Source organism: Pseudoalteromonas sp. PAST1 (genome assembly GCF_021532515.1).
GTDB classification, from domain to species: Bacteria; Pseudomonadota; Gammaproteobacteria; order Enterobacterales; family Alteromonadaceae; genus Pseudoalteromonas; species Pseudoalteromonas simplex.
Genome location: NZ_JAKGBH010000064.1, coordinates 1 through 23,090 on the forward strand (window position 1 = coordinate 1; position 23,090 = coordinate 23,090).

A 23,090-nucleotide genomic window follows, 5' to 3' on the forward strand; every position below is an offset into this window, starting at 1 on the left:
GCCATTGTACTGGGCTTTCATGCCACAGGGTTTGCAAAGTATAGCTACCATCATCTAAATACTCGCTGATAAGTGGACCAAGTGCTGCACGTACTTTAGCAAGCTCTTTGTCTTGAATAGCCAGCGCTTCATCAGGTGGAATAGAGAATAAAATGTTATTGGTGTCTTCGTAGCTAAAAGCAACAATATCAATATGCTTCATGCCTTTGGCTTTTTGTCTTGCATGTAATATAGATGTTTTAGCATCGGCCGTTGAGTCGATGATCACCAATATCTTTTTATTCATTTTTGGTTACTCTGTTGTGTGTCGGGCATCACTGTTTGGGCATTCACCCAATAATGAAACTTCACCTGTTGCGCTTTCTTGTTCCAGTTTTACCTTAAAGCCCCATAGCCTGTAAAGGTGTTTTAGTACTTCATCTTTAGACTTGTTTAAAGGAATATTGTTATGGGGTACATAACGCAGAGTAAGTGAACGATCTCCTCTAATATCAACATTATAGACTTGAATATTTGGTTCGTGATTACTTAGGTTGTATTGTGCCGACAGGGTTTCACGAACTTGGTGATAACCCATTTCATCATGAATGGCACCGACATTGAGGGTTGGCTCTTTTTCATGATCAATAATGGTAAAGAGCTTAAAATCACGGATAATTTTTGGCGATAAAAACTGGCTAATAAAGCTCTCGTCTTTAAAGTTTTGCATTGCAAAGTGCAAGGTTTCTAACCAATCACTGCCGGCATACTCTGGAAACCACTTCTTGTCTTCTTCTGTTGGGTTTTCGCAAATACGGCGAATATCAACCATCATGTTAAAGCCAAGAGCATAGGGGTTAATGCCTGAATAATAATTACTGTTGTAGGGTGGTTGATACACCACATTGGTGTGACTTTGTAAAAACTCGAGCATAAAGGCATCGGTAAGCTTACCTTCATCGTACAAGTGGTTCAAAATGGTGTAATGCCAAAACGTAGCCCAACCTTCATTCATCACTTGCGTTTGTTTTTGTGGATAAAAATATTGCGAAATTTTACGCACAATTCGAATTATTTCTCGTTGCCATGACTCTAGCAGCGGCGCATTTTTTTCGATGAAATACAAAATGTTTTCTTGTGGCTCTTCAGGAAAACGGCGCTCACGCTTTTTCGACTCTTGCTGCGAAGTAGGGATTGTGCGCCACAGCTCGTTGACTTGCGATTGTAGGTAGTCTTCACGTTCTTGTTGGCGTTTTTGCTCTTCATAAAGTGAAATACGTTGCGGGCGTTTGTAGCGGTCAACACCATAATTCATTAATGCATGACATGAATCAATCAGGTTTTCGACCTCGGTAATACCGTGTTTCTCTTCGCACTTGGCAATGTAGTTTTTGGCAAATAATAAGTAATCGATAATTGAGCTGGCATCAGTCCAGGTTTTAAATAAGTAATTGCCTTTAAAAAATGAGTTGTGACCATAACAGGCATGGGCCATTACCAAGGCTTGCATTGGCAGGGTGTTTTCTTCCATTAAATAGGCAATGCAAGGATCTGAGTTAATAACAATTTCATAAGCGAGGCCCATTTGCCCACGCTTATAATTCTGCTCTGTTTGAATGAATTTTTTACCATACGACCAGTGGCTATAGCCAATCGGCATACCCACACTCGAATAGGCATCCATCATTTGTTCAGCAGTGATCACCTCAATTTGATTAGGGTAGGTATCGAGTTTATAAATTTTCGCTACCCGTTCAATTTCAGTTTGATACTCTGTTAATAGATCAAATGTCCAATCAGGACCGTCGCTAATACGTTTATCGGCCATACTTTACCTCACTGGCAAGGCTATGCGGCGCCTTGCTGCTGACGATTCTTTTTAAATAATTCACGGAAAATAGGGTAAATGTCCTCAACGCCACGAATGTGTTGCATGGCAAAATTGTCGTGGGTTTGCACTATTGATTGATACTCTCGCCATAAACTTTGATGAGCACGAGCGGTAATTTCGATATAGGCGTAATAGCGCACCGCCTTTAACAGTTTATTACGTAAAATTTCGCCACAGTTTGGCGAATCATCAGCCCAGTTATCACCATCAGAGGCTTGCGCTGCGTAAATGTTCCACTCTTCAGGGTTATAACGTTCAGCGATGATTTCGTTCATCAGTTTTAATGCACTTGATACTATGGTGCCACCCGTTTCTTGAGAATAGAAAAACTCTTGCTCATCAACTTCTTTCGCTTGGGTATGATGACGAATATAGACAACCTCTATATTTTTGTAGCTACGAGTTAAAAATTGATAAAGCAGAATATAAAAGCGTTTTGCCATGTCTTTCGTGGCTTGATCCATCGAGCCAGACACATCCATTAAACAAAACATCACAGCTTTGCTTGTTGGGTGTGGTTGCTTTTCATAATTACGAAAACGTAAGTCGTAATTATCAATAAATGGCACTGCTTTTATGCGGTTTTGCAGCTCCTCAATCTGACGTTCAAGTAACGCAATGGCTGCCTTGTCTGGCTGCTCTTCAGCTTGTAGCAGAGCGAGCTGACCTTCAAGCTCTGCAAGGTGGCGTTTTTTGCCTGCAGTCATCGCCACTCTTCGAGCAAGCGAGCCTTGTAATGAGCGAACAATATCAATATTGCTTGGCATGCCGTCGTTACAAAAACCAGCGCGATGGGTTTTCATTTGCACCAGTTTATCGAGCTGGTTTTGTTGCAGGTTGGGCAGTTCAAGATCTTCGAACAATAAGTCTAAGTATTCATCTTTTGAAATAGAAAATACAAAGTCGTCTTGTCCTTCACCAGAGTCACTGGCTTCACCTTCGCCGCTACCACCACCTTGACCGCCTCCTTGCGGGCGCTTGATTTTGTCGCCCGTAGAAAACTGGTCATTGCCTGGGTGGATCTGTTCACGGTCGCCACCACGTCCTTGATGAAAAATAGGCTCACTGATATCACGTTGCGGAATAGAGATACTCTCGCCGCTGGTGGTATCGGTTACGCTGCGCTTATTAATGGCATCAGATACCGCTTCTTTAATCTGTTTTTTATAACGCCTGATGAATCGTTGACGATTCAAGGTACTTTTGTTTTTTCCATTCAGGCGTCGGTCAATAAAATGCGCCATAACAACCCCCTTAAAACAAACGTTTTTTACTGCGATTTTCTAACGCGTAAATACCATTCAGAAAGTAAACGTACTTGTTTTTGGGTATAGCCTTTCTCAACCATACGATTGACAAAGTCTTCGTGTTTTTTCTGATCTTCTGCAGAGGTTTTCGCATTGAATGAAATAACCGGCAGCAGATCTTCGGTATTTGAGAACATTTTCTTCTCAATAACTGTGCGAAGTTTTTCGTAGCTGGTCCAAAGCGGATTCTTGCCTTGGTTGTGGGCACGCGCCCGCAGTACGAAATTAACTATCTCATTACGGAAATCTTTAGGGTTTGAAATACCCGCAGGTTTTTCAATCTTCTCAAGCTCTGCGTTAAGCGCAGCACGGTCAAATAACTGGCCAGTATCTGGGTCGCGGTATTCTTGATCTTGGATCCAGAAATCTGCATAAGTGACGTAGCGGTCAAAGATGTTTTGCCCATATTCAGAGTACGATTCTAAATAGGCTGTTTGTAACTCTTTCCCGATAAACTCTACATACTGAGGAATGAGGTATCCTTTTAAGTGGCTTAAGTAACGCTCTTCAACATCGGCGGTAAATTGCTCTCGCTCAATTTGCTGTTCAAGAACATAGAATAAGTGCACTGGGTTGGCTGCCACTTCAGTGGTATCGAAGTTAAATACCCGCGATAGGATCTTGAACGCAAAGCGAGTAGAAAGCCCGGTCATGCCCTCATCAACACCCGCGTAATCGCGGTATTCTTGATACGACTTCGCTTTCGGATCAGTATCTTTTAAGCTTTCGCCGTCATACACCCGCATTTTTGAATAAATACTTGAGTTTTCTGGCTCTTTAATACGCGAAAGGGTGGTAAATTGCGCCAGTGTTTTTAGTGTGCCCGGTGCACAAGGCGCATCATGTAATTCACTGTTTTCGAGTAGTTTATTGTAAATTTTAACTTCTTCAGATACACGCAAACAATAAGGCACTTTGACGATGTAAACACGGTCTAAAAATGCTTCATTGTTTTTGTTGTTCTTAAATGTTTGCCACTCAGATTCATTTGAGTGAGCTAAAATCATGCCATTGAACGGCAGGGCACTAATGCCTTCTGTGCCGTTGTAATTGCCTTCTTGCGTTGCTGTAAGCAGTGGGTGTAGCACCTTGATTGGCGCTTTAAACATTTCCACAAATTCCATTAAGCCTTGGTTTGCTAAGCAAAGTGCACCTGAGTAGGCGTAGGCATCAGGGTCGTTCTGTGCAAAGTGCTCAAGCTGGCGAATATCTACCTTACCAACTAACGCTGAAATGTCTTGATTGTTTTCATCGCCGGGCTCAGTTTTCGCAATCGCGACTTGATTTAAAATAGATGGAAAGCGCTTAACCACTCTAAATTGGCTAATATCACCATTAAATTCACTTAAGCGTTTTGCAGCCCACGGTGACATCACCGTTTTTAAATAACGCGGTTTAATGCCGTATTCTTTTTCTAAAAGTTCAGCGTCTTCATTTGGGTCAAATAACGCTAAAGGGTGGTCGTTAACAGGCGAGCCTTTGATTGAGTAAATAGGTACCTGCTGCATTAAGTATTTTAGTTTTTCAGCAATGGATGATTTACCACCACCTACTGGGCCAAGTAAATACAGTACTTGCTTACATTCTTCTAAGCCTTGCGCAGCATGTTTTAAATAAGAAACGATTTGCTCAATGGCATCTTCCATACCATAAAAATCGTGAAATGCAGGGTAGCGTGCGACTACGCGATTAGAAAACAGCCTGCTTAAGCGCACATCGGTTGAAGTGTCGATAATCTCCGGCTCACCGATGGCCATCAATAGCCGCTCAGGTGCGCTGGCATAAGCTGATTTATCCTTCTTACAGATCTCGAGAAATTCCTCAATACTGTATTCTTCTTCTTGCGCTGCTTCGTATCGTGATTGGTAATGCTCAAAAATACTCATAGAGACCTCCGAAAACCCGCTAAAATGACGTGTAATTAGATTAAGAGAAAAGCAAAGGCTAATTAAAGCTTAGTCACGATTTTGAATTTTTGCGCAAGAAAATTAAGAATTTAATTGAAAAAAGCTCATCTTGATTACGCTTTTTGGCTGAGGGCTTGGCTGCGACTTAGAAGGGGCGTGCACTGGCAATAAAAAAGACGCCGAAGCGTCTTTTTTTGATTACTGCTAGTAACAGAAGATTAAGCGAAGTTAGCGTTCGCGAAGTCCCAGTTAACTAATGCCCAGAAACCTTTTAGGTAATCTGGACGAACGTTACGGTAATCGATGTAGTAAGCGTGTTCCCAAAGATCCACAGTTAGGATTGGAGTAACACCTTCATCAGTTAATGGCGTTGCAGCATTTGATGTGTTAACGATATCAAGAGTGCCGTCAGCTAGTTTAACTAACCAAGTCCAGCTTGAACCGAAGTTGTTTACTGCTTTGTCGTTTAACGCTTCTTTGAATGCGTCGAAAGAACCCCATTTAGCGTTGATCGCGTCAGCGATTGCGCCTGTAGGCTCGCCACCACCGTTTGGAGATAGGCTGTTCCAGTAGAACGTGTGGTTCCAGATTTGTGCAGCATTGTTAAATACGCCACCTTCTGAAGAACATACGATTTCTTCTAGAGATTTGTTTTCGAATTCTGTGCCTGGGATCAGACCGTTTAATTTCACAACGTAAGTGTTGTGGTGTTTACCGTGGTGAAACTCTAGAGTCTCTTTTGAAATATGTGGCTCTAATGCATCGATTGCGTATGGTAGTGACGGTAGTTCAAATGCCATTTTTTATCTCCATCTTCTTGGTTGATAGTCCACTCAGTTATAGGTAATAGCAAGGTAAACAGCGTACTTCCCTATACCAAGTGGTATTATAGTGTTACTATAATTGTTGAGTATTTTACTCAAGTTTTAGCAAACAGCAATGCTATTGCTAAAGACTATTTAAAATTGTGGCTACGAATGCCGATTTTAAGTTATATATCTGAGGCCACAGTGAAACTTTTTCAAGGCCAATGTAGTAAGCCAATGTCTTTTTTGAGGTTGTAAATGGAAACCATCGATAAAATTAAACAGCAAATTTCTGAAAATCCAATTCTTCTTTACATGAAAGGATCACCAAAGTTACCTAACTGTGGTTTTTCTTCACAAGCATCACAAGCACTTATGGCGTGTGGTGAGCAGTTTGCTTACGTTGACATTCTACTTAACCCAGATATCCGTGCAGAGTTACCTGCATACGCAAACTGGCCAACATTCCCACAGTTATGGGTAGAAGGCGAGCTTATCGGTGGTTGTGACATTATCATCGAAATGTTTCAACGTGGTGAATTACAGCCACTAATCACTGAAACAGCTGCAAAGTACAAAGAAAAAGACGCTGAATAATTATATTTAGTGTTGAAAGAAGCCGCTGATTGCGGCTTTTTTGTATCTGTTGTATTACGCGGGCAGCAAAACATGCACGCTTAATCCACCTTGCTCGCGGTTATGTAAGCTAATTTGCCCGTGGTGTGCTTCAACTATTTCTCTGCACAGTGCTAGCCCTAAGCCACTGCCTGTTGCTTTAGTGGAGTAAAAGGGTATAAGTGCGTTAGCCATTACAGCTTCACTCATACCTTTGCCTTTATCACTCACTGTGATGTGTGTGCCACTTGCTTCTTGTTGTACTGTTAAGCTGACATCTTCGGGGTTTGACCCTGACTCATAGGCATTTTTTAATAAGTTTATAAGTAATTGTTCGAGCTGAGTGTGATCAGCGTCAGTTGTTACACGCTCATCAAGTGAAACCTCGACTTGCCACTGACTTTTTAATTGCTCAATCAGCGTAGGCCAGTTAAGAGTTGATAGTTGAGGGGTGGGTAACTTGGCAAATTTACCATAGCCTTGTACAAACTCATTAAGGTGTTTTATGCGGTCTTCAATGGTGGTAAATACCCGTTTTAAGCGTGGTTCATCGACTTCTTTTGTTAAAAGTTGCGCGCTATGAAGCATCGACGACATTGGCCCTAGGGAGTTGTTTAGCTCATGGCTAATAATACGAATAACTTTTTTCCATACCTCTACTTCTTGGCGGCTTAGTTCGCGGGTCAGTTGTTTAAAAACATACAGTTGGTGAAACTGATTATTAAGTAATAATCGGCCTGTTGCCATATGCCAAGTTTGTGATTCTTGATCTGCTTTGTCGAAGGTAAATAAGCCATCAACACCTTTGTGTATGGCACGCGTTAATTGCTCGCAGCTTGAATCTAATAAGTTTTCTAGCTTGGCGCCTTCAAGGGCTGATTTAGCATCGAGTAAGCTGCGAGCGCTATGGTTGCTATACACAATAAAGCCTTGGTCGTTAGTCAAAAGCACAGCTTGTGGCGAGCTTTGCAGTACTTTATCGAGCATCAGCTCACGCTGATAAATCCATTGCTTTTCTTGGCGAAGCTGTTTTGCAGTTTGGTTATAAAGCCGGCATAAATCACCTAGCTCATCACTGCCATCATAGGCTAATAATGTAGCCAGCTCACCATCTTTAAAATTAAGCAGCCCGGTTTCGAGCGAGTTCATGCCATCAATGAGCGGAGCTGATAATTGCGCGGCAAAAAATCCGCTTATCAAGGTGCAAGCGAGTAGGGCTAATAGGCTGTAAAGCAAGCTTATGCCCGCAAAATAACACACCAATATTAGCGGCAATGCAGACGCTGCAATACATAAGGTTATGATTTTATATCGAAACGAAAAACGCATTAGTATTCAATCTTAAATTTATCAAGCCTGCGATAAAGCGCTTGGCGGCTTAAACCAAAATGGCGAGCCACTTTAGCAATCACACCTTTGTATTCGCGCATGGCAAGTTCGATCTCCTGTTTGTTAGGCTCTGCTCTTGTTTGTGTTGGGCTGTTTGTTTCAACTTGTAAGCCAAAATCAGCAAGCTCAATCACCCCTGAGGGTTTTAAAACGCCAGCGCGTTTACAGGCATTTTCAAGCTCACGAACATTACCCGGCCAACTATGGGCGAGCAGGGCTTTTTCTGTACTTAGCGACAGTGTGCGCTCAGGTAAAAAGTGTGCGACTAAAGCTAAAATATCATCTGGGCGATGGGCAAGGCTTGGTAAATTTAACTCAATTACATTTAAGCGGTAGTAAAGGTCTTCGCGAAATTGACCTGTTTTAATTGCATGGCTTAAATCTTCATTGGTTGCTGAAATCACCCGCACATTCACTTTACGTGTTTGTGTTGAACCTAAACGTTCAAATTCACCGGTTTGTAAAATGCGTAATAATTTCATTTGCCCAGAAAGTGGCAAGTTACCAATTTCGTCTAAAAATAGGGTGCCACCATCGGCCGCTTCAAAACGACCAATACGCTGCTTGGTAATACCTGTATAAGCGCCCGCTTCGGCACCAAATAACTCAGCCTCAATAAGCTCGCTTGGCAAAGCACCGGCATTAACAGTGATAAAGGGTTTATCTGCTAATAATGAATTGGCTTGTATTATTTGTGCAATGCGTTCTTTACCACTGCCGTTGGGGCCTGTGATCAGTACTGAAATATCCGATTTAGCCACTTGAATCGCAAGATTAACAATGTGCTCCATAGCGGTACTTTTATAAACCAAGCCCACCAAATTTGCTTGTCGTACAGATGCGTCACGCTCTTGCTGGTGGCGGGTAAAAGTCTCGTTTTGCTGTTTTGCTTTACCCAGTTCGATTAGATTATTTACACAAGTAAGTAGCTTGGCGTCGTCCCATGGTTTTGGTAAATAATCAGCAGCCCCTGCTTTGACAAGTTCAACGGCAGTAGAAAGCTCTGTCCATGCGGTGATCAAAATAATCGGTAGGTGAGGGTTAATTTCTCGTAAGGCATAAAAAAGTTCTTTGCCTTCTTCGCCGGAAGTGGTGTCGGCGGTAAAGTTCATGTCTTGAATAACAAGCGCTATGCGTTGGTATTGTACGGCTTGAATTGCCTCAAACGGGTTACTTGCGGTAACAACATCAAAACCGTGAATTTCGAGTAATAACGACAATGCATCCAAAATTGCTGGGTTATCGTCGACGATAAGTATTTTTTCCATATTATTGTTTTAGTTATTTTCCTAATAAGGGTGCAAGATGAATGCTACACTGTTAATCCAGTGTAGCATAGGTTGGGAGAACTAAATTGTTCGAGTTGCAATGCTCGGTGAGATATTCGCCGCCCGTTTTGCAGGTGCAAGTACTGCTAATAAACTCATAACGAACACTGCCAGCGCCGTAGCAAGCACGTAGCTAATATCAAGCTGAGCTATTGAAAAGTGCTGCATGAGCACCTGGCCTAAATACACGGCAGCAATCACACCAATCACTAAACCAACTATACATATCATGGCGTTTTCAACTAAGAAGTAGCTGATGATGGCCGATTTTCTGGCCCCTAAAGCACGGCGAGTACCTATTTGTTTAGTACGCTTACTAATATTGAACAGCGTTAGGCCGAAAATACCCAGGGCCGTCACCAACACTAAAATAGTAATAAGTACAATCAGCATGCGCATCATTAATGTATCCTCAGCCATGTATGACTCTTTATCGTCATCTAAGCCACGAATGCGAGAAATCACGCGTTTGTTGTAGTTTTTCAGCATGGCTTCTTCAACACGGTTCATGACTGATTGACGTTGACCAGGCTCTGTTCTAACCACAAAGCGTGCATTTGTACCAGGCTTAATAAAAGGCAGCAGTGCTACGTTATCTGGACGGCTGTCTTTAAGCCATGGGCCTTTCATAAGTTCAACAACACCAATTACTTTCATTGGAATGTCACCAAAATAGACAGTTTGACCTAAACCATTGCCGTCAGGGAACAGCTCATCGAGTAGAGTTTTAGTGACAACGGTTACTTTTGAAAGCTCATCATAGTTATCGGTGACGATCACTTCGTCTTCGGTGTAGTTACGCCCAGCAATGAGTTTTACACCATAAGTATTAATGCCATGCTCATCGATAAACATGTAAGAGCTACGCGCTGATTTACTCTCTTCAGGTGCTGGCTTTAAACTAAAATCTGACGAAGAGCCACTGCCCGAAAGCGGTGTATTACTTGAATAAGCAGCATCAACAACACCAGGTATTTGACGAAGCATGGCTTCATCAAGCTCATATTGCTGTGACGGCGACACATCTTTGCCAAACATCATGACATTAAAAACGAAAATGTCTTGTTCAGGATAGCCAGTCTCTTGGCTTAAATAGCTAATTCTGTCTTGAATAATAAACGCTGCGTTACTAACAATTGCAGTGGTGATGGCAATTTGGATCAGTAATAAAATGGCGCCAACTTTTGAGCGGCATAAGGCGTGAAAGATAGGTTTAATTTCTAACATGGGTGTCTTCCTTATTGGCTCTTAAGATAAATAGCAGGGTTGGTTTTACATACCAGCCAAGCAGGGTACAGACCCGCTATCACACAGGTGCTAATTGCAATCACAGGTGCGCTGAGTAGCATGGTTAAATCCATAGTGGCTAAGCTTTGGTAGTAGCTATAGCTTTGACGTACGCCTAATAAGCCCACTTGCGCTAAAATAATTCCGAAGATGCCACCTAAGAAACCTAACATCGCGACCTCAACAATATGTTGAAAGAATATTTGGCGTTTGCTGGCACCTAATGCACGGCGCACACCAACCTCAGGAGCGCGGCGTAAAAATTTCGCTAGTAATAAACCTAAAATGTTGGCAAGGCATACTGCTAAAAACATAAAGCTTAGGCCAACCAGAATTTCGTTGTCTTCGCTAACGACATTGTTGTACTGCATCCACTCATTTACATCGCGTAAGGTGGCGGTTAATTTTTCGCGGTTAAAACGACCTAGCTTTTGTTGCTCTTGCATATAGGCCATTAAAAAGTCTTGGTAAGCTTGTTTTTCTGCAGGTGTTTTTAGTTCAACCCAAAATTGTAACCACACCATTTCAGAATTGAGTTTGTCGTTAAAGGTATTGGTTTTTTCGTGCTTCCAACCATTGGTATTACCCCAGTTTTCAAGCTGGCGTGCTTTCATTAGGCTAAATGGTAAAAATAGTTGCTCGGTCTTATTAAATGCACCGTTGTTCAGATCATAATATTTGGTGGTGATATCCCAATCATCAATCACGCCAATAACTTCGTAGCTGGCATCATCGAGGTACACCATTTTACCGACAGGGTTTTCACCTGCGAATAACTTGTCGTTTAATTCTTTATTGATCACCACAACAGGGGCTGCATCGGCTTCTTGTTGCGTGCTCCAAACCCCACCGTAAATAAACGATAGGTTAAACATATCGAAAAAATCAGGCGTGGTTAGGCGAGCTTGACCAATAAATGGTTTAACTTTATCTGAGTCTAAATAAACCGAAAAACCCGTTCTAACCATAGTGACACGTTTGCCACCCGCATTTGCTTGATTAAGATTAACGGCATCCTGATAAGTTAATTGCAGTGGCATGTTATCGACTGTCCACCACGTACGGCCTTCATCCATGGTTTGTAGCTGTACTGTATAAAGGTCGCTACTTTTTTCAGGAATAGGGTCTGCCGACATCATGTGGTACACAGATAAACTGGTCATGGTTACGCCAATACCAATGGCAATGGCCAGTACCATTAAAAAGCTCACAAGTGGCGTGCGCTTAAAGCTGCGCCAGCTTAAATCTAAATAATGAAGGAACATGGTTACACTCCAGCCGCTTTAAGGTTTTGAGTACCTTGATACAAGGTGAAGTCAGCGAGTTGGCCATCAACAACTTGGATATTACGTGGTGCTCTGCGGGCAAGCTCAGGATCATGGGTAACCATGATGATGGTTGCGCCATCACGGTTGATTTGCTCAAGTAGCTCCATTACTTGACGGGCCATTAAACTATCTAAATTACCGGTCGGCTCATCGGCAAGTAAAAAGCGCGGTTCACCAGCAAGGGCTCTGGCAATAGCTACACGTTGTTGTTGGCCACCAGAAAGTTGTTGCGGTAAGTGTTTAGCGCGTGATGCTAAACCAACTTGCTCTAAGCATTGCTCGATTCGGCGTTTACGCTCGGCGGCTTTGATACCGCGATAACGCAGTGGTACTTCAATATTTTCATAGAGGTTCAAATCTGGAATAAGGTTGAAGCCTTGGAAAATAAAACCAATTTTTTGATTACGAAGATCTGCACGCTGGTTGTCGTTTAGCTTACCCACGTCAATACCGTCTAGCATGTATTGGCCTTCGCTAAAGGGTTCTAACATACCGGCGATGTTTAAAAATGTGGTTTTACCTGAGCCACTTGGCCCTGTTACGGCAATAAATTCACCTTCTTCTACTTGTAGATTAAAGTCACGAAGGGCATGTGTTTGTACCATATCTGTTTGATACACTTTGCTGATGTTGTTCATTGTAAGCATGTTGATTATTCCTTTTATTTGTTAGCGTAAAACCAGTGTGGGTGCTTTTTTAAAGCGATCGTAGTTCGAGATAATTAACTTATCGCCAGGCTCTACGCCTTCAATTATCTCCACAGCATTAATACTGCTTGCACCGGTTTTTATATCGATTAAATAAGCCATGTCACCGTCAACCTTATAGGCATAGGTGCCACCTTGTTGTAAGAATGCGCCGCGTTTTACTTGTAATACATCGTCGCGATTCTCTAATAAAATACGTGCGGTTAAGCGTTGGTTTTGGCGGATGCCAGAAATCTCATTGTCAAAACGTACGCGGGTTGTCACCTCACGGTTATTCACTTCAGGTGATATAGCCGATAGCGTGCCTGTGACATGACGACTACCTAACGTAAGCTCAACTTGCATACCAAGACCTAGCTCATTGGCGTAACTTTCTGGTACTTGCAGTTCTGCTTCAAAGTTACTTAAATCGACCAATGTCATTAATGGTTGGCTTTGTGTGACCGCTTCTTTTTGTTGCACTAATAAGTTACCCACAATGCCGCTTACACTCGCGGTAATAGTGAGTTCATTTACTTGTCTGAGTAAGTCATCAACAATTAGTTGCTGACGTGCCAGATCACGCTCTGCAGCTTTTAGCTCAAATGCGAGGGTATCTTTAGCTAAGCTGACTTCTTGCTCGGCGTGCTTATAAGACAGCTTGGCACGAGCTAAGTCATCAACGGCTTTTTCTAAATCTATTTGGCTAATTAAATGTTTTTCGATTGAGATTTTAGCTCGGCGGTTTTCTCTATCTGCGGCATTGAGTTCAACTTGCGCTAAATCGAGCGCTTTAGTCAGGCTTAGTTTTTGTCTGCGCGCTTCAAGTTGCTTGCGCTGTAATTCGCCTTCTAATCGCGCTAATACTGATTGTTGTTGTTTTAGCTCGTTGGTTAGCTCAGGGCTGGTTACGGTTGCGATCACTTCATTTACTTCAACGCTGTCACCGGCTTTTACTTTTAAATCGACAAAGCCGCGTTCTGGGCTATAAACCTTTGGCGCATTAGCTGCAACGATTTTACCGCTTGCTGCTACATCTCTGGTGAGTGTCTTTTGGCTTACTTCACTAATTTGTAGGCTTGCTGCATCAACCGAAATGCTGCCATCGTTACTGGCAAACAATGCTTGAAAGCCGAGTGCACCAACAAGTATTACACTTGCAGCTAGTATAAGTGGCTTTTTAATGGTGGTTTTCTTGGCCACGGTAATATCTTGGGCACTGGTATCCTTAATCATCATAACTCCTTACGATTCTCAAAACACACAATCATGAAGCCAACGGCAAGCATGGTAAGTGGAGAAGCCATAAACAAACTGATAGTGAACATTTTGAAATCCTCAATTTCGCTGATGTCTTATCTATACCAGTAGCGTGCCAGTTTTTAATTTATTGATTTTTAATTATTTTATGTTTTAACAGTGAGTTAATGTCTGTCCGCGGACAGAAAAAGTGTCCGCTGCGGACACTTTTAAATTGCTGATTGTTGACGCAAGGGTAAAGAACTCAGTCATTGCGACTAAGGTAGTCTGCTCAGATACGTAGTTTGTAACTATGCTAAAGCCAAGAGTAAATAATGATGCAGTTAGGCTAGGCGAGACCCCGTAAAAAACTGCATTGATATTCATATCTTGAATAATTATTCAAAACAAAGCGCAGTTTACGTTAACGTAAATCGGCGGGTTTTTAGATTGTTTTTTTACAAGTTGTTAAATTTGACACCAGTGTCATAAAAAAATAACGGGTAAAATACGACTAAATGTAAAAAAAATAGCATAGAATTTAAAAAGTGCTTTAAGTGAGAAATATTCATGAATATGAATATGTATTCAAAACTCTATTGACTCATGAGGTATTTGGCGATAGTTTTGTTCGTCTGCTAGCACTGTCACAAAAGACTGAACCGCTAGTCGTTGTAGCAAGGGGAGGGGTCTATGTTATACGACTCAAAATTAGAAAAAGATAATTGTGGCTTTGGCTTAATAGCCCAGGTCAATGGTCAGGCGAGTCACCGCTTGATTCGAACAGCAATCACTGGCTTAGATCGCATGGAACACCGTGGGGGTATTTCTGCTGATGGTAAAACAGGTGATGGCTGTGGTTTATTAATGCAAAAACCTGATAGCTTCTTTCGTGCTATAGCCAGCGAACATGATTGGCATTTAGGAAAGAACTACGCCGTTGGCATGGTATTTTTAAATGCCGATCCTGTACTTGCGCAAACAGCTAAAGATGTGTTGAGTGAAGAACTCGAAAAAGAAACCTTGAGCATTCAAGGCTGGCGCGTAGTACCTACCGATGCGTCATGTTTAGGGCCAATTGCAAAAAAACAACTACCAGGCTTTGAACAAATTTTTGTAAGCGCACCAGAAGGCTGGCGTCCAAAAGATTTAGAACGTCGCTTGTATGTAGCGCGTCGTCGTGCTGAAAAGCGCCTCGAAAACGATGAACATTTTTATATTGCCAGCTTATCTGGTTTAGTTACTGTCTATAAAGGCTTAATGATGCCTGTAGACTTACCTAACTTTTATTTAGACCTAGCTGACATCCGCATGACCAGTGCGATTTGTGTATTCCACCAACGTTTCTCTACTAATACACAACCTCGTTGGCCACTGGCGCAACCATTCCGCTATCTAGCACATAATGGTGAAATTAATACGATTCAAGGTAACCGCCAATGGGCTCGTGCCCGTGCGTATAAGTTTGCCTCACCACTTATTCCTGATTTGCAATCAGCAGCGCCTTTCGTGAACGAAAGCGGCTCAGACTCTTCTAGCTTAGATAATATGCTTGAGTTGTTCTTAGCGGGTGGCATGGATTTATTCCGTGCAATGCGTATGCTTGTGCCGCCAGCATGGCAAAAAAACCGTGCTATGGATGATGACTTACGTGCATTCTATGACTTTAACTCAATGCATATGGAACCATGGGATGGCCCAGCTGGTATTGTCATGTCTGACGGTCGTTTTGCTGCTTGTAACCTTGACCGTAACGGTTTACGCCCAGCGCGCTATGTAATCACTCAAGACGGTTTTATTACCCTTGCCTCAGAAGTCGGTATTTGGGACTACGCGCCAGACGAAGTGGTTGAGAAAGGCCGTGTTGGCCCAGGTGAGTTATTAGTAATTGATACTCATCAAGGTAAAATTTGGCATTCAGATGAGATTGACCAAGATCTTAAGTCACGCCATCCATATAAAGCATGGCTTGAAGCAAACGTTAAGCGTTTAACGCCATTTGAACAGTTATCTGAAAAAGATGCCGGTAACCGTTCTTTTGATGACGAAACACTGCTTAAGTATCAAAAAATGTTTGGCTACACCAACGAAGAGCTTGATAGTGTAATTCGTGTAATGGGTGAAAATGGTCAAGAAGCAACAGGTTCAATGGGTGATGACACGCCATTTGCGGTTCTGTCAGAAGGCCATCGCTCACTGTTTGATTACTTCCGACAAAAATTTGCGCAAGTAACCAATCCACCAATTGACCCACTTCGTGAAAATCACGTTATGTCACTGGCAACCTGTATTGGTAGTGAGCAAAACGTATTTAACGAAACAACCGGCCACGCTAAGCGATTACAGTTTGATACGCCGATTTTGATGTACGCTGATATGCAACAGCTGATCAATGCTGACGATGAGCATTACAGTTACTGTAAAATTGATATCACTTACACACTAGAAGAAGGCTTAGAAAACGCAATCACACGTATTTGTGATGAAGCACAAGAAAAAGCAGCGTCAGGCTGTGTCATGCTTATTTTAAGTGATCGTAACTTTAGCGAAACGCATTTGCCGATCCCGGCTGCGATGGCGGTTGGTTCAATTCAAAGGCGTTTAGTCGATAATAACTTACGTTGTGAATCTAATATCATCATCGAATCGGGTAGTGTCCGTGATGCGCATCAGTTTGCGGTATTACTTGGTTTTGGTGCAACGGCAATTTATCCGTACCTTGCATATGAATCATTAGTTGCAATGAGTGACAAAAAGATTTTAAACAAGAGCTATTGCGAAGTAACGCTTGCTTATCGTAATGCGATTAACAAGGGTCTGTATAAAATCATGTCGAAAATGGGGATCAGTACTGTCGCTTCGTACCGCTGCTCGATGTTATTTGAGGCAGTTGGTTTATCAGATGCGGTTGTAGAAACCTGTTTTAACGGTGTAGCTAGTCGTATCAAAGGGGCGTGTTTTACTGATTTTGATGATGACCAACGTAAACTTCATAAGCTGGCATTTAGTAAACGTAAGTTATTAAGTCATGGTGGCTTACTAAAATATGTTCACGGTGGTGAGTACCATGCTTATAACCCAGATGTTATTCAAACACTGCAAAAGGCAGTGCGCTCTGGGGATTATAAAGATTACTTGGCTTATGCTGATTTAGTAAATAACCGTCCGATCACCAATTTACGTGACATGTTGGCGGTGAAAATTCCTGAAAGCGGTGTGAGTGTTGATGACGTAGAGCCAGCAACTGAGCTTTACAAACGTTTTGACTCAGCAGCAATGAGTATTGGTGCATTATCGCCAGAAGCACATGAAGCACTCGCGATTGCAATGAACCGCTTAGGGGGTTGTTCAAACTCTGGTGAAGGTGGTGAAGACAAGCTTCGCTACGGTACAGAGAAAAACTCACGTATTAAGCAAGTTGCTTCGGGCCGTTTTGGTGTTACACCACATTACTTACGTAGCGCTGATGTCATTCAGATTAAAGTGGCGCAAGGTGCAAAACCAGGTGAGGGTGGTCAATTACCGGGTGAAAAAGTAACGCCGTATATTGCAAAATTACGTTACTCAGTGCCAGGTGTGACCTTGATTTCGCCTCCGCCGCATCACGATATTTACTCGATTGAAGATTTAGCCCAGCTTATTTTCGATTTAAAACAAGTAAACCCAGATGCACTGATCTCGGTGAAACTCGTTTCTGAGCCGGGCGTAGGTACTATCGCAACAGGCGTAGCTAAAGCCTATGCCGATTTAATTACCATTGCTGGTTATGACGGTGGTACAGGTGCAAGCCCGCTTACTTCTGTTAAGTATGCAGGTAGCCCTTGGGAGCTTGGTCTTGCTGAAACCCAGCAGGCGCTGGTAGAAAATGGTTTACGTCACCGTATTCGTTTGCAAACAGATGGTGGTCTTAAAACGGGTCTAGATATCATTAAGGCGGCTATTTTAGGTGCTGAAAGCTTTGGCTTTGGTACTGGCCCTATGGTGGCACTTGGTTGTAAATATTTACGTATTTGTCACTTAAACAACTGTGCGACTGGTGTTGCAACGCAAGACGATACGCTGCGCCAAAAGCATTATCATGGCCTACCAGAAATGGCGATGAACTATTTTAAGTTTATAGCCGAAGAAGCTCGCCAAATTATGGCAAGTTTAGGTGTAACTCGTTTAACAGATTTAATTGGTCGTTTGGACTTACTTGAAGCAATCGAAGGCAACACAGAGAAACAAAAGAAAGTCGATCTGTCGTCTGTGATTGCTGTGCCTAACAACCCAACGGGTGAAACACTGTATTGTAGTGCGCCAAATAGCTCACACTACTTAGGTCAGCTAAATGAAACCTTGCTTGAAAAAGCTAAACAAGCAATTGATGAAAAATCAGGTATTTCACTGGTTAACCGTATTTGCAATACAGACCGTTCAGTGGGCGCTATGTTATCTGGCTATATCGCTTCTAAACACGGTAACCAAGGTATGGCTGCTGATCCTGTCTCTGTTGAGCTTCATGGTACAGCGGGTCAATCATTTGGTGTATGGAATGCGGGTGGCCTTGAAATGACACTCGTTGGTGATGCCAATGACTATGTTGGTAAAGGCATGGCTGGCGGTAAGCTAGTAATTCGCCCACCGCTGGGTTCATCTTTTGAAAGTCACAAAGCGACTATTGCCGGTAATACCTGTTTATATGGTGCAACAGGCGGTAAGTTATTTGCTGCAGGCTGTGCCGGTGAGCGTTTTGCAGTGCGTAACTCAGGCGTTCAAGCGGTTGTAGAAGGTGTTGGTGACAATGGCTGTGAATACATGACAGGTGGTGTGGTTTGCGTACTTGGCAAAGTGGGTATTAACTTTGGTGCAGGTATGACAGGGGGATTTGCGTATATTCTTGATGAAGGCAACGACTTTGAAAAACGCATTAACCCTGAGCTTGTTGAAATTGTTACCCTTGAAGGGTTGGCGTCACACCAAGAACATTTACGCGGCCTCATTGCTGAGCATTTAGAGCTTACCGGCTCAAACCGCGCTGAGCAGATTTTAGCTAACTTCGATTTATACATGCCAATGTTTAAATTAGTTAAGCCAAAGTCTAGTGATGTAAAAAGTTTACTCGGACACCGAGCGCGCAGTAGCGCAGAGCTTCGTGTTCAGGCTCAGTAAGGGGGTAGTATGAGCGAAAATGTATACCAGTTTATCGATGTACAACGTGTTGATCCGCGCAAAAAGCCAATTTCAGCACGTAAACAATCTTTCGTAGAAATTTACGAGCCGTTTTCTGAGACACAAGTTAACTCACAGGCGGATCGCTGTTTAGATTGTGGTAATCCATACTGTGAATGGAAATGCCCAGTGCATAACTATATTCCACAATGGTTAAAACTCATTCGTACTGGCCGTATTTTAGAAGCGGCAGAGCTGTCTCACCGTACAAACAGCTTACCAGAGGTGTGTGGACGAGTTTGTCCACAAGATCGCTTGTGTGAAGGCTCTTGCACACTTGAAGAAGAGTTTGGTGCTGTCACTATCGGTAATATCGAAAAGTACATCACTGATACGGCATTTAAAATGGGCTGGAAACCAGATATGTCGTATGTGGTATGGTCTGACAAAAAAGTGGCTATCATTGGTGCAGGTCCAGCGGGCTTAGGTTGTGCGGATATTTTAGTACGTAACGGTGTTAAGCCTGTGGTGTTTGACCGTCACCCAGAAATCGGTGGCCTTCTTACGTTTGGTATTCCTTCATTCAAACTTGAAAAAGAAGTAATGCAAAAGCGTCGTGAAATTTTCACGGAAATGGGAGTTGAGTTTCAGCTAAACACTGAAGTTGGCGTTGACATTACCCTTGATGAAATTTTGGCTGAATATGATGCCGTATTCTTAGGGGTGGGTACCTATCAAAGTATGCGTGCAGGCCTTGAGAATGAAGATGCAGAGGGTGTGTTTGATGCACTGCCGTTTTTAATTGGTAACACTAACCGTGTTATGGGCTATGCAGAAGACAAGCAAGCTTATATCGATATGGCGAACGAAAAAGTTGTCGTGTTAGGCGGTGGTGATACAGCAATGGACTGTGTGAGAACCTCTATCCGACAAGGCGCTACACAGGTTACCTGTGCGTATCGTCGTGACGAAGAAAACATGCCAGGCTCAAAGCGCGAAGTTAAAAATGCTCGTGAAGAGGGCGTTGAGTTTACCTTTAACGTTCAGCCAAAAGGCATTGTGGTTGACGAGCAAGGGAAAGTTGCTGGTGTTAAGATGGTGAAAACCCAACTTGGTGAACCGGACGAAAATGGTCGTCGTCGTGCTGAAGAAGTTGCGGGTTCTGAGCATGTTATTGAAGCAACTAAAGTGCTCATGGCGTTTGGTTTTAAACCTCATAAAATGGATTGGTTAGAACCGTACGGTGTTGAAATCAATCACTGGGGTGGCATCAATGCACCAGAAAAAGGTGAATTTACTCACCAAACAACCAATCCTAAGATTTTTGCCGGTGGCGATATTGTCCGCGGCTCAGATTTAGTGGTAACGGCTATTTTCGAAGGCCGAAATGCCGCGGAAGGGATTATGGATTATTTAGGCGTTTAATTCTAAGGCGCCATTCAACACTTTTAAAAGCAAGCTACCGAGCTTGCTTTTTTATTGCCTATCATTTTATTGATACGAAAATTTAACCTAGTTTTAGAAAAATAATGAAAAAATAGCGCTTATTACCTAAAATCTAGGAATGAATCTAACTGTTGAACAGAAAAAATTCATTATTTCGTACTAACTCCATATTTGCTCCATATTGTTGCGTTTTAATATTTAGTAGAGGCAGAAGCCCATCTTAATATTTGATGCTAACAACATGGATAAAAAGAAAATGTTTTGCGAACACACAAATGACGAGCAGTTAAGCTTTTTTCAGCCAAATTCGAAATCTGAAAATGATTTACTCAATGAGGTTATGAATAGTGAAGATCTGCACGATATTCTGACTATGGTTTTATTAGATGAAACCTTATCAGATACGCTTAAAGCGATGGTGAAGCAACAACTTAGAACAATAAAAAAAATATAAACGGAAATAGAAATGCCGCAGATATTAGTCGTTGAAGACGACTTAGATATTGCAGAACAAGTGCTGTTGTTCTTTAATGCATCTGGCTTTACTACTCACCACATCACTGATGGCAGTGCTGTGGTGTCGTGGGTTAAAGAAAATAATCCGGATGCGATAATTTTAGATGTAATGTTACCCAATTTAGATGGCGTGGAGTGCATGAAGCAGATCCGCGCTTTTTCTATGGTACCGATTATTATGGTAACCGCTAAAGTTGAAGAGGCTGATAGGCTAAAAGGGCTAGAACATGGTGCCGATGACTATGTTTGTAAACCTTTTAGCGGCGCAGAGCTGGTGATGCGTGTTAAAGCTATTTTAAGGCGTTGTGTGTCAGCACCTAGTACCGATGTAGTAGTGCAAGCGACTGATGCAATTTGCTTAATAGAAGATGCGCTTGAAGTTGAAATTAAAGGTGTCTCTTTAGGTTTAACAAAAGTGGAATTTGACGTATTTAAACTTTTGTACAAAGCCCCAAAGCGTGTTTTTTCTAGGCAGCAGATACTTGACCATATCCAACCAAACAACTTTGATATTACCGATCGGGTAATCGACAGCCATATTAAAAATATTCGCAAAAAGCTTAAGAGTTTAGATTTCTCTCCTAAGATAGTCGCTTCCGTTTATGGTGCTGGCTATCGCTATGATGAACGTCAAATCAATTGATTTGGCGTTCATCGCTTTCTAAATTACATACTGTTCGATCACCTTTTCGAATCGAATGGCTAAACACATACACTGATAATTCCCTCGTTTTGATATCTTGCCAAATGCGTTTGCTAGCCACAGGGCATAAAGCGTAATGTAAATATTGACTCAAAGCTTCACCTTCTAGAGCAATTTTGCTTGGCGTTTGCACATACACCTGAATTGCATCAGATGAGTAGTTAATTTTATTTAAGCGCCATTGCCCCAGTAAAAACTGTTTGGCAAAAAATTGCGAGATACGCTGTTTCGCAGCTGCAGATAACGGTGGATACTCTTTCGGTTTTTCATAACTCGCATAATAAAACCCAGCACTCAATAGCACACAAGCAAGCGCGGCGCAGATAGAAAGAGGTGATTTTTTGGTTTTTTTAACTTTGCTTTGGCGGTGTTTACGCTCAACAGATTTTGCCCATTGAGCATGCTTTAATGACTCTGACATGGTTCCATTCCACAGTAATTTATTATGCTATTTAAGCAATAAAATATGGTGGAAAAATGGAGAAGCTTATTTATTGCTTAAAGGCAGTAAAATTCGGATACATAATCCACCCGACTTACCCGGTAATGCACTGATACTGCCAGACATTAATTCGACAAAACTCTGGCAAATTGATAGCCCCAAACCTGAGCCTCCTGATGCGCGGCTTCGAGATTCTTCAACACGATATAAACGGTCAAAGAGTTTGCCTATATGGGCTTTACCTACACCCGGAGAAGTATCATCTACTTGAATAAACAGCTCTTGCTTGTTAGTTCTCACTTTGAGCCGAACATGACCAGGGCTGTCGGTATATAGGCAGGCATTAGTAAAAATATTATTAAGGATCTGATCGAGCTTTTGTTTATCTACCGTGATCTCTACATCATTAGCAATAATAATGTCTGAAAAAAATGTCAGGTGGTGGCTGCGAACATAATGACGCATGTCTTGCTCGTACTCAGCAAAGACATTTGCAGCATTTAAGCGTTGGAGATTTAGCGCGAGAGTCTTGTTTTCTGCTTGAGATAACTGATACACATCTGAAATTAGGTTGTTAAGTTGCGCTATTTTGCCATTAATTTTGCTATAGGCTAGATCGCGGTTTTCTTGAATATCGAGCTCAAGTGCTTCTATATGCAGTTTTAATACGCTTAAAGGGGTGCGTAATTCATGGGATATATCAGCAAGCATTTTGTCTTTTTCAAGCAGGTTATATTGATAAAGTTTTGCTTTAAATAGCGCTTTTCGATGCTTGAAGTAATAAAGCACGAGCGCAAGAGTCGTGAACAACAAAACAATACCCGCAGACAATAACCAAATCTGTTTTTCTAGTCGTTGGTTATTCATTTGTGCAGTAGTGAGCTTATTTTTTTGCACTTCATCATCAATACGTTGCTGTTGCTCGATTGCTGTTAATTGCTTTTTGTTTTTTTCAACGGCTTGATTTAAATGTTCTTCAAACAAAGACTCGGCTAGTTTATTTTCAAGCTTCAATTGCTCAGTTGCGAGTTTGTAGTCACCGATAAGTTCGGCATAAACTGCGGCTGTCT

Annotated in this window: 17 protein-coding genes and 1 pseudogene; 5 read left to right on the forward strand and 13 right to left on the reverse strand. The window is 42.1% G+C overall.

Going from position 1 to position 23,090, the window contains the following annotated elements; all coding sequences use genetic code 11:
• From L1272_RS20485 to L1272_RS20505, 5 genes and pseudogenes are all read right to left on the reverse strand, one after another.
• Positions 1 to 286 (reverse strand): annotated as a pseudogene (locus L1272_RS20485) (universal stress protein); the annotation flags it as partial.
• A 6-nt stretch (positions 287 to 292) separates the two neighbouring features.
• Positions 293 to 1,807: a SpoVR family protein gene (locus L1272_RS20490; protein ID WP_235374188.1), complete on the reverse strand. Its 1,515-nt coding sequence runs from the start codon at positions 1,805 to 1,807 to the stop codon at positions 293 to 295.
• A gap of 20 nt (positions 1,808 to 1,827) precedes the next feature.
• Entirely contained in the window at positions 1,828 to 3,114 is a 1,287-nt protein-coding gene (locus L1272_RS20495; RefSeq protein ID WP_130167088.1) for a YeaH/YhbH family protein, read from the reverse strand.
• Between the two features lie 26 nt (positions 3,115 to 3,140).
• Positions 3,141 to 5,063, reverse strand: a complete 1,923-nt coding sequence (locus L1272_RS20500) for a PrkA family serine protein kinase (RefSeq protein WP_235374189.1) — start codon at positions 5,061 to 5,063, stop codon at positions 3,141 to 3,143.
• A gap of 239 nt (positions 5,064 to 5,302) precedes the next feature.
• Positions 5,303 to 5,884, reverse strand: coding sequence for a superoxide dismutase (locus L1272_RS20505; RefSeq protein ID WP_054551537.1), 582 nt, complete (start codon positions 5,882 to 5,884; stop codon positions 5,303 to 5,305).
• Between the two features lie 264 nt (positions 5,885 to 6,148).
• On the opposite strand from L1272_RS20505, the gene L1272_RS20510 reads away from it, so the two are divergent.
• A complete protein-coding gene (locus L1272_RS20510; protein ID WP_054551536.1) occupies positions 6,149 to 6,487 on the forward strand; it encodes a Grx4 family monothiol glutaredoxin in 339 nt (112 codons plus the stop codon).
• Positions 6,488 to 6,541: 54 nt separating this feature from the next.
• Here L1272_RS20510 and L1272_RS20515 read toward each other — a convergent pair whose 3' ends face one another.
• The 6 genes from L1272_RS20515 to L1272_RS20540 form a co-directional block, all read right to left on the reverse strand.
• Positions 6,542 to 7,834 carry a sensor histidine kinase gene (locus L1272_RS20515; protein ID WP_235374190.1) on the reverse strand — a complete coding sequence of 431 codons (1,293 nt, stop codon included), beginning with the start codon at positions 7,832 to 7,834 and terminating at the stop codon, positions 6,542 to 6,544.
• A complete protein-coding gene (locus L1272_RS20520) occupies positions 7,834 to 9,162 on the reverse strand; it encodes a sigma-54-dependent transcriptional regulator (RefSeq protein WP_054551531.1) in 1,329 nt (442 codons plus the stop codon). Before L1272_RS20520 ends, L1272_RS20515 begins: the two co-directional genes overlap by 1 nt.
• An 81-nt stretch (positions 9,163 to 9,243) precedes the next feature.
• The gene (locus L1272_RS20525) at positions 9,244 to 10,449 is read right to left on the reverse strand and encodes an ABC transporter permease (protein WP_054551530.1); all 1,206 of its coding nucleotides are present in this window, start codon (positions 10,447 to 10,449) and stop codon (positions 9,244 to 9,246) included.
• Between the two features lie 11 nt (positions 10,450 to 10,460).
• Complete coding sequence (locus L1272_RS20530; RefSeq protein WP_235374191.1) at positions 10,461 to 11,774, reverse strand: ABC transporter permease; 1,314 nt, start codon at positions 11,772 to 11,774, stop codon at positions 10,461 to 10,463.
• Positions 11,775 to 11,776: 2 nt separating this feature from the next.
• Positions 11,777 to 12,484 carry an ABC transporter ATP-binding protein gene (locus tag L1272_RS20535; RefSeq protein WP_054551528.1) on the reverse strand — a complete coding sequence of 236 codons (708 nt, stop codon included), beginning with the start codon at positions 12,482 to 12,484 and terminating at the stop codon, positions 11,777 to 11,779.
• A 21-nt stretch (positions 12,485 to 12,505) separates the two neighbouring features.
• Complete coding sequence (locus L1272_RS20540) at positions 12,506 to 13,759, reverse strand: efflux RND transporter periplasmic adaptor subunit (RefSeq protein WP_235374192.1); 1,254 nt, start codon at positions 13,757 to 13,759, stop codon at positions 12,506 to 12,508.
• Between the two features lie 696 nt (positions 13,760 to 14,455).
• Between L1272_RS20540 and gltB the strand changes: the two genes are divergently transcribed.
• The 4 genes from gltB (at position 14,456) to L1272_RS20560 (ending at position 21,518) form a co-directional block, all read left to right on the forward strand.
• The gene (gene gltB / locus L1272_RS20545) at positions 14,456 to 18,913 is read left to right on the forward strand and encodes a glutamate synthase large subunit (RefSeq protein ID WP_187489315.1); all 4,458 of its coding nucleotides are present in this window, start codon (positions 14,456 to 14,458) and stop codon (positions 18,911 to 18,913) included.
• Between the two features lie 9 nt (positions 18,914 to 18,922).
• Complete coding sequence (locus L1272_RS20550; protein WP_138600457.1) at positions 18,923 to 20,338, forward strand: FAD-dependent oxidoreductase; 1,416 nt, start codon at positions 18,923 to 18,925, stop codon at positions 20,336 to 20,338.
• A 262-nt stretch (positions 20,339 to 20,600) separates the two neighbouring features.
• Positions 20,601 to 20,813 (forward strand): hypothetical protein, encoded by a 213-nt coding sequence (locus tag L1272_RS20555; protein WP_228290467.1) that lies wholly within the window; start codon positions 20,601 to 20,603, stop codon positions 20,811 to 20,813.
• 12 nt (positions 20,814 to 20,825) lie between these two features.
• Positions 20,826 to 21,518 (forward strand): response regulator, encoded by a 693-nt coding sequence (locus L1272_RS20560; protein ID WP_235374193.1) that lies wholly within the window; start codon positions 20,826 to 20,828, stop codon positions 21,516 to 21,518.
• Here L1272_RS20560 and L1272_RS20565 read toward each other — a convergent pair.
• Both L1272_RS20565 and L1272_RS20570 read right to left on the reverse strand, forming a co-directional pair.
• Positions 21,511 to 21,999, reverse strand: a complete 489-nt coding sequence (locus L1272_RS20565; protein WP_235374194.1) for a hypothetical protein — start codon at positions 21,997 to 21,999, stop codon at positions 21,511 to 21,513. The two genes, L1272_RS20560 and L1272_RS20565, sit on opposite strands and share 8 nt — an antisense overlap.
• A gap of 66 nt (positions 22,000 to 22,065) precedes the next feature.
• Positions 22,066 to 23,090: sensor histidine kinase (locus L1272_RS20570; RefSeq protein WP_235374195.1), on the reverse strand; the 1,025-nt coding region annotated here is incomplete at its 5' end.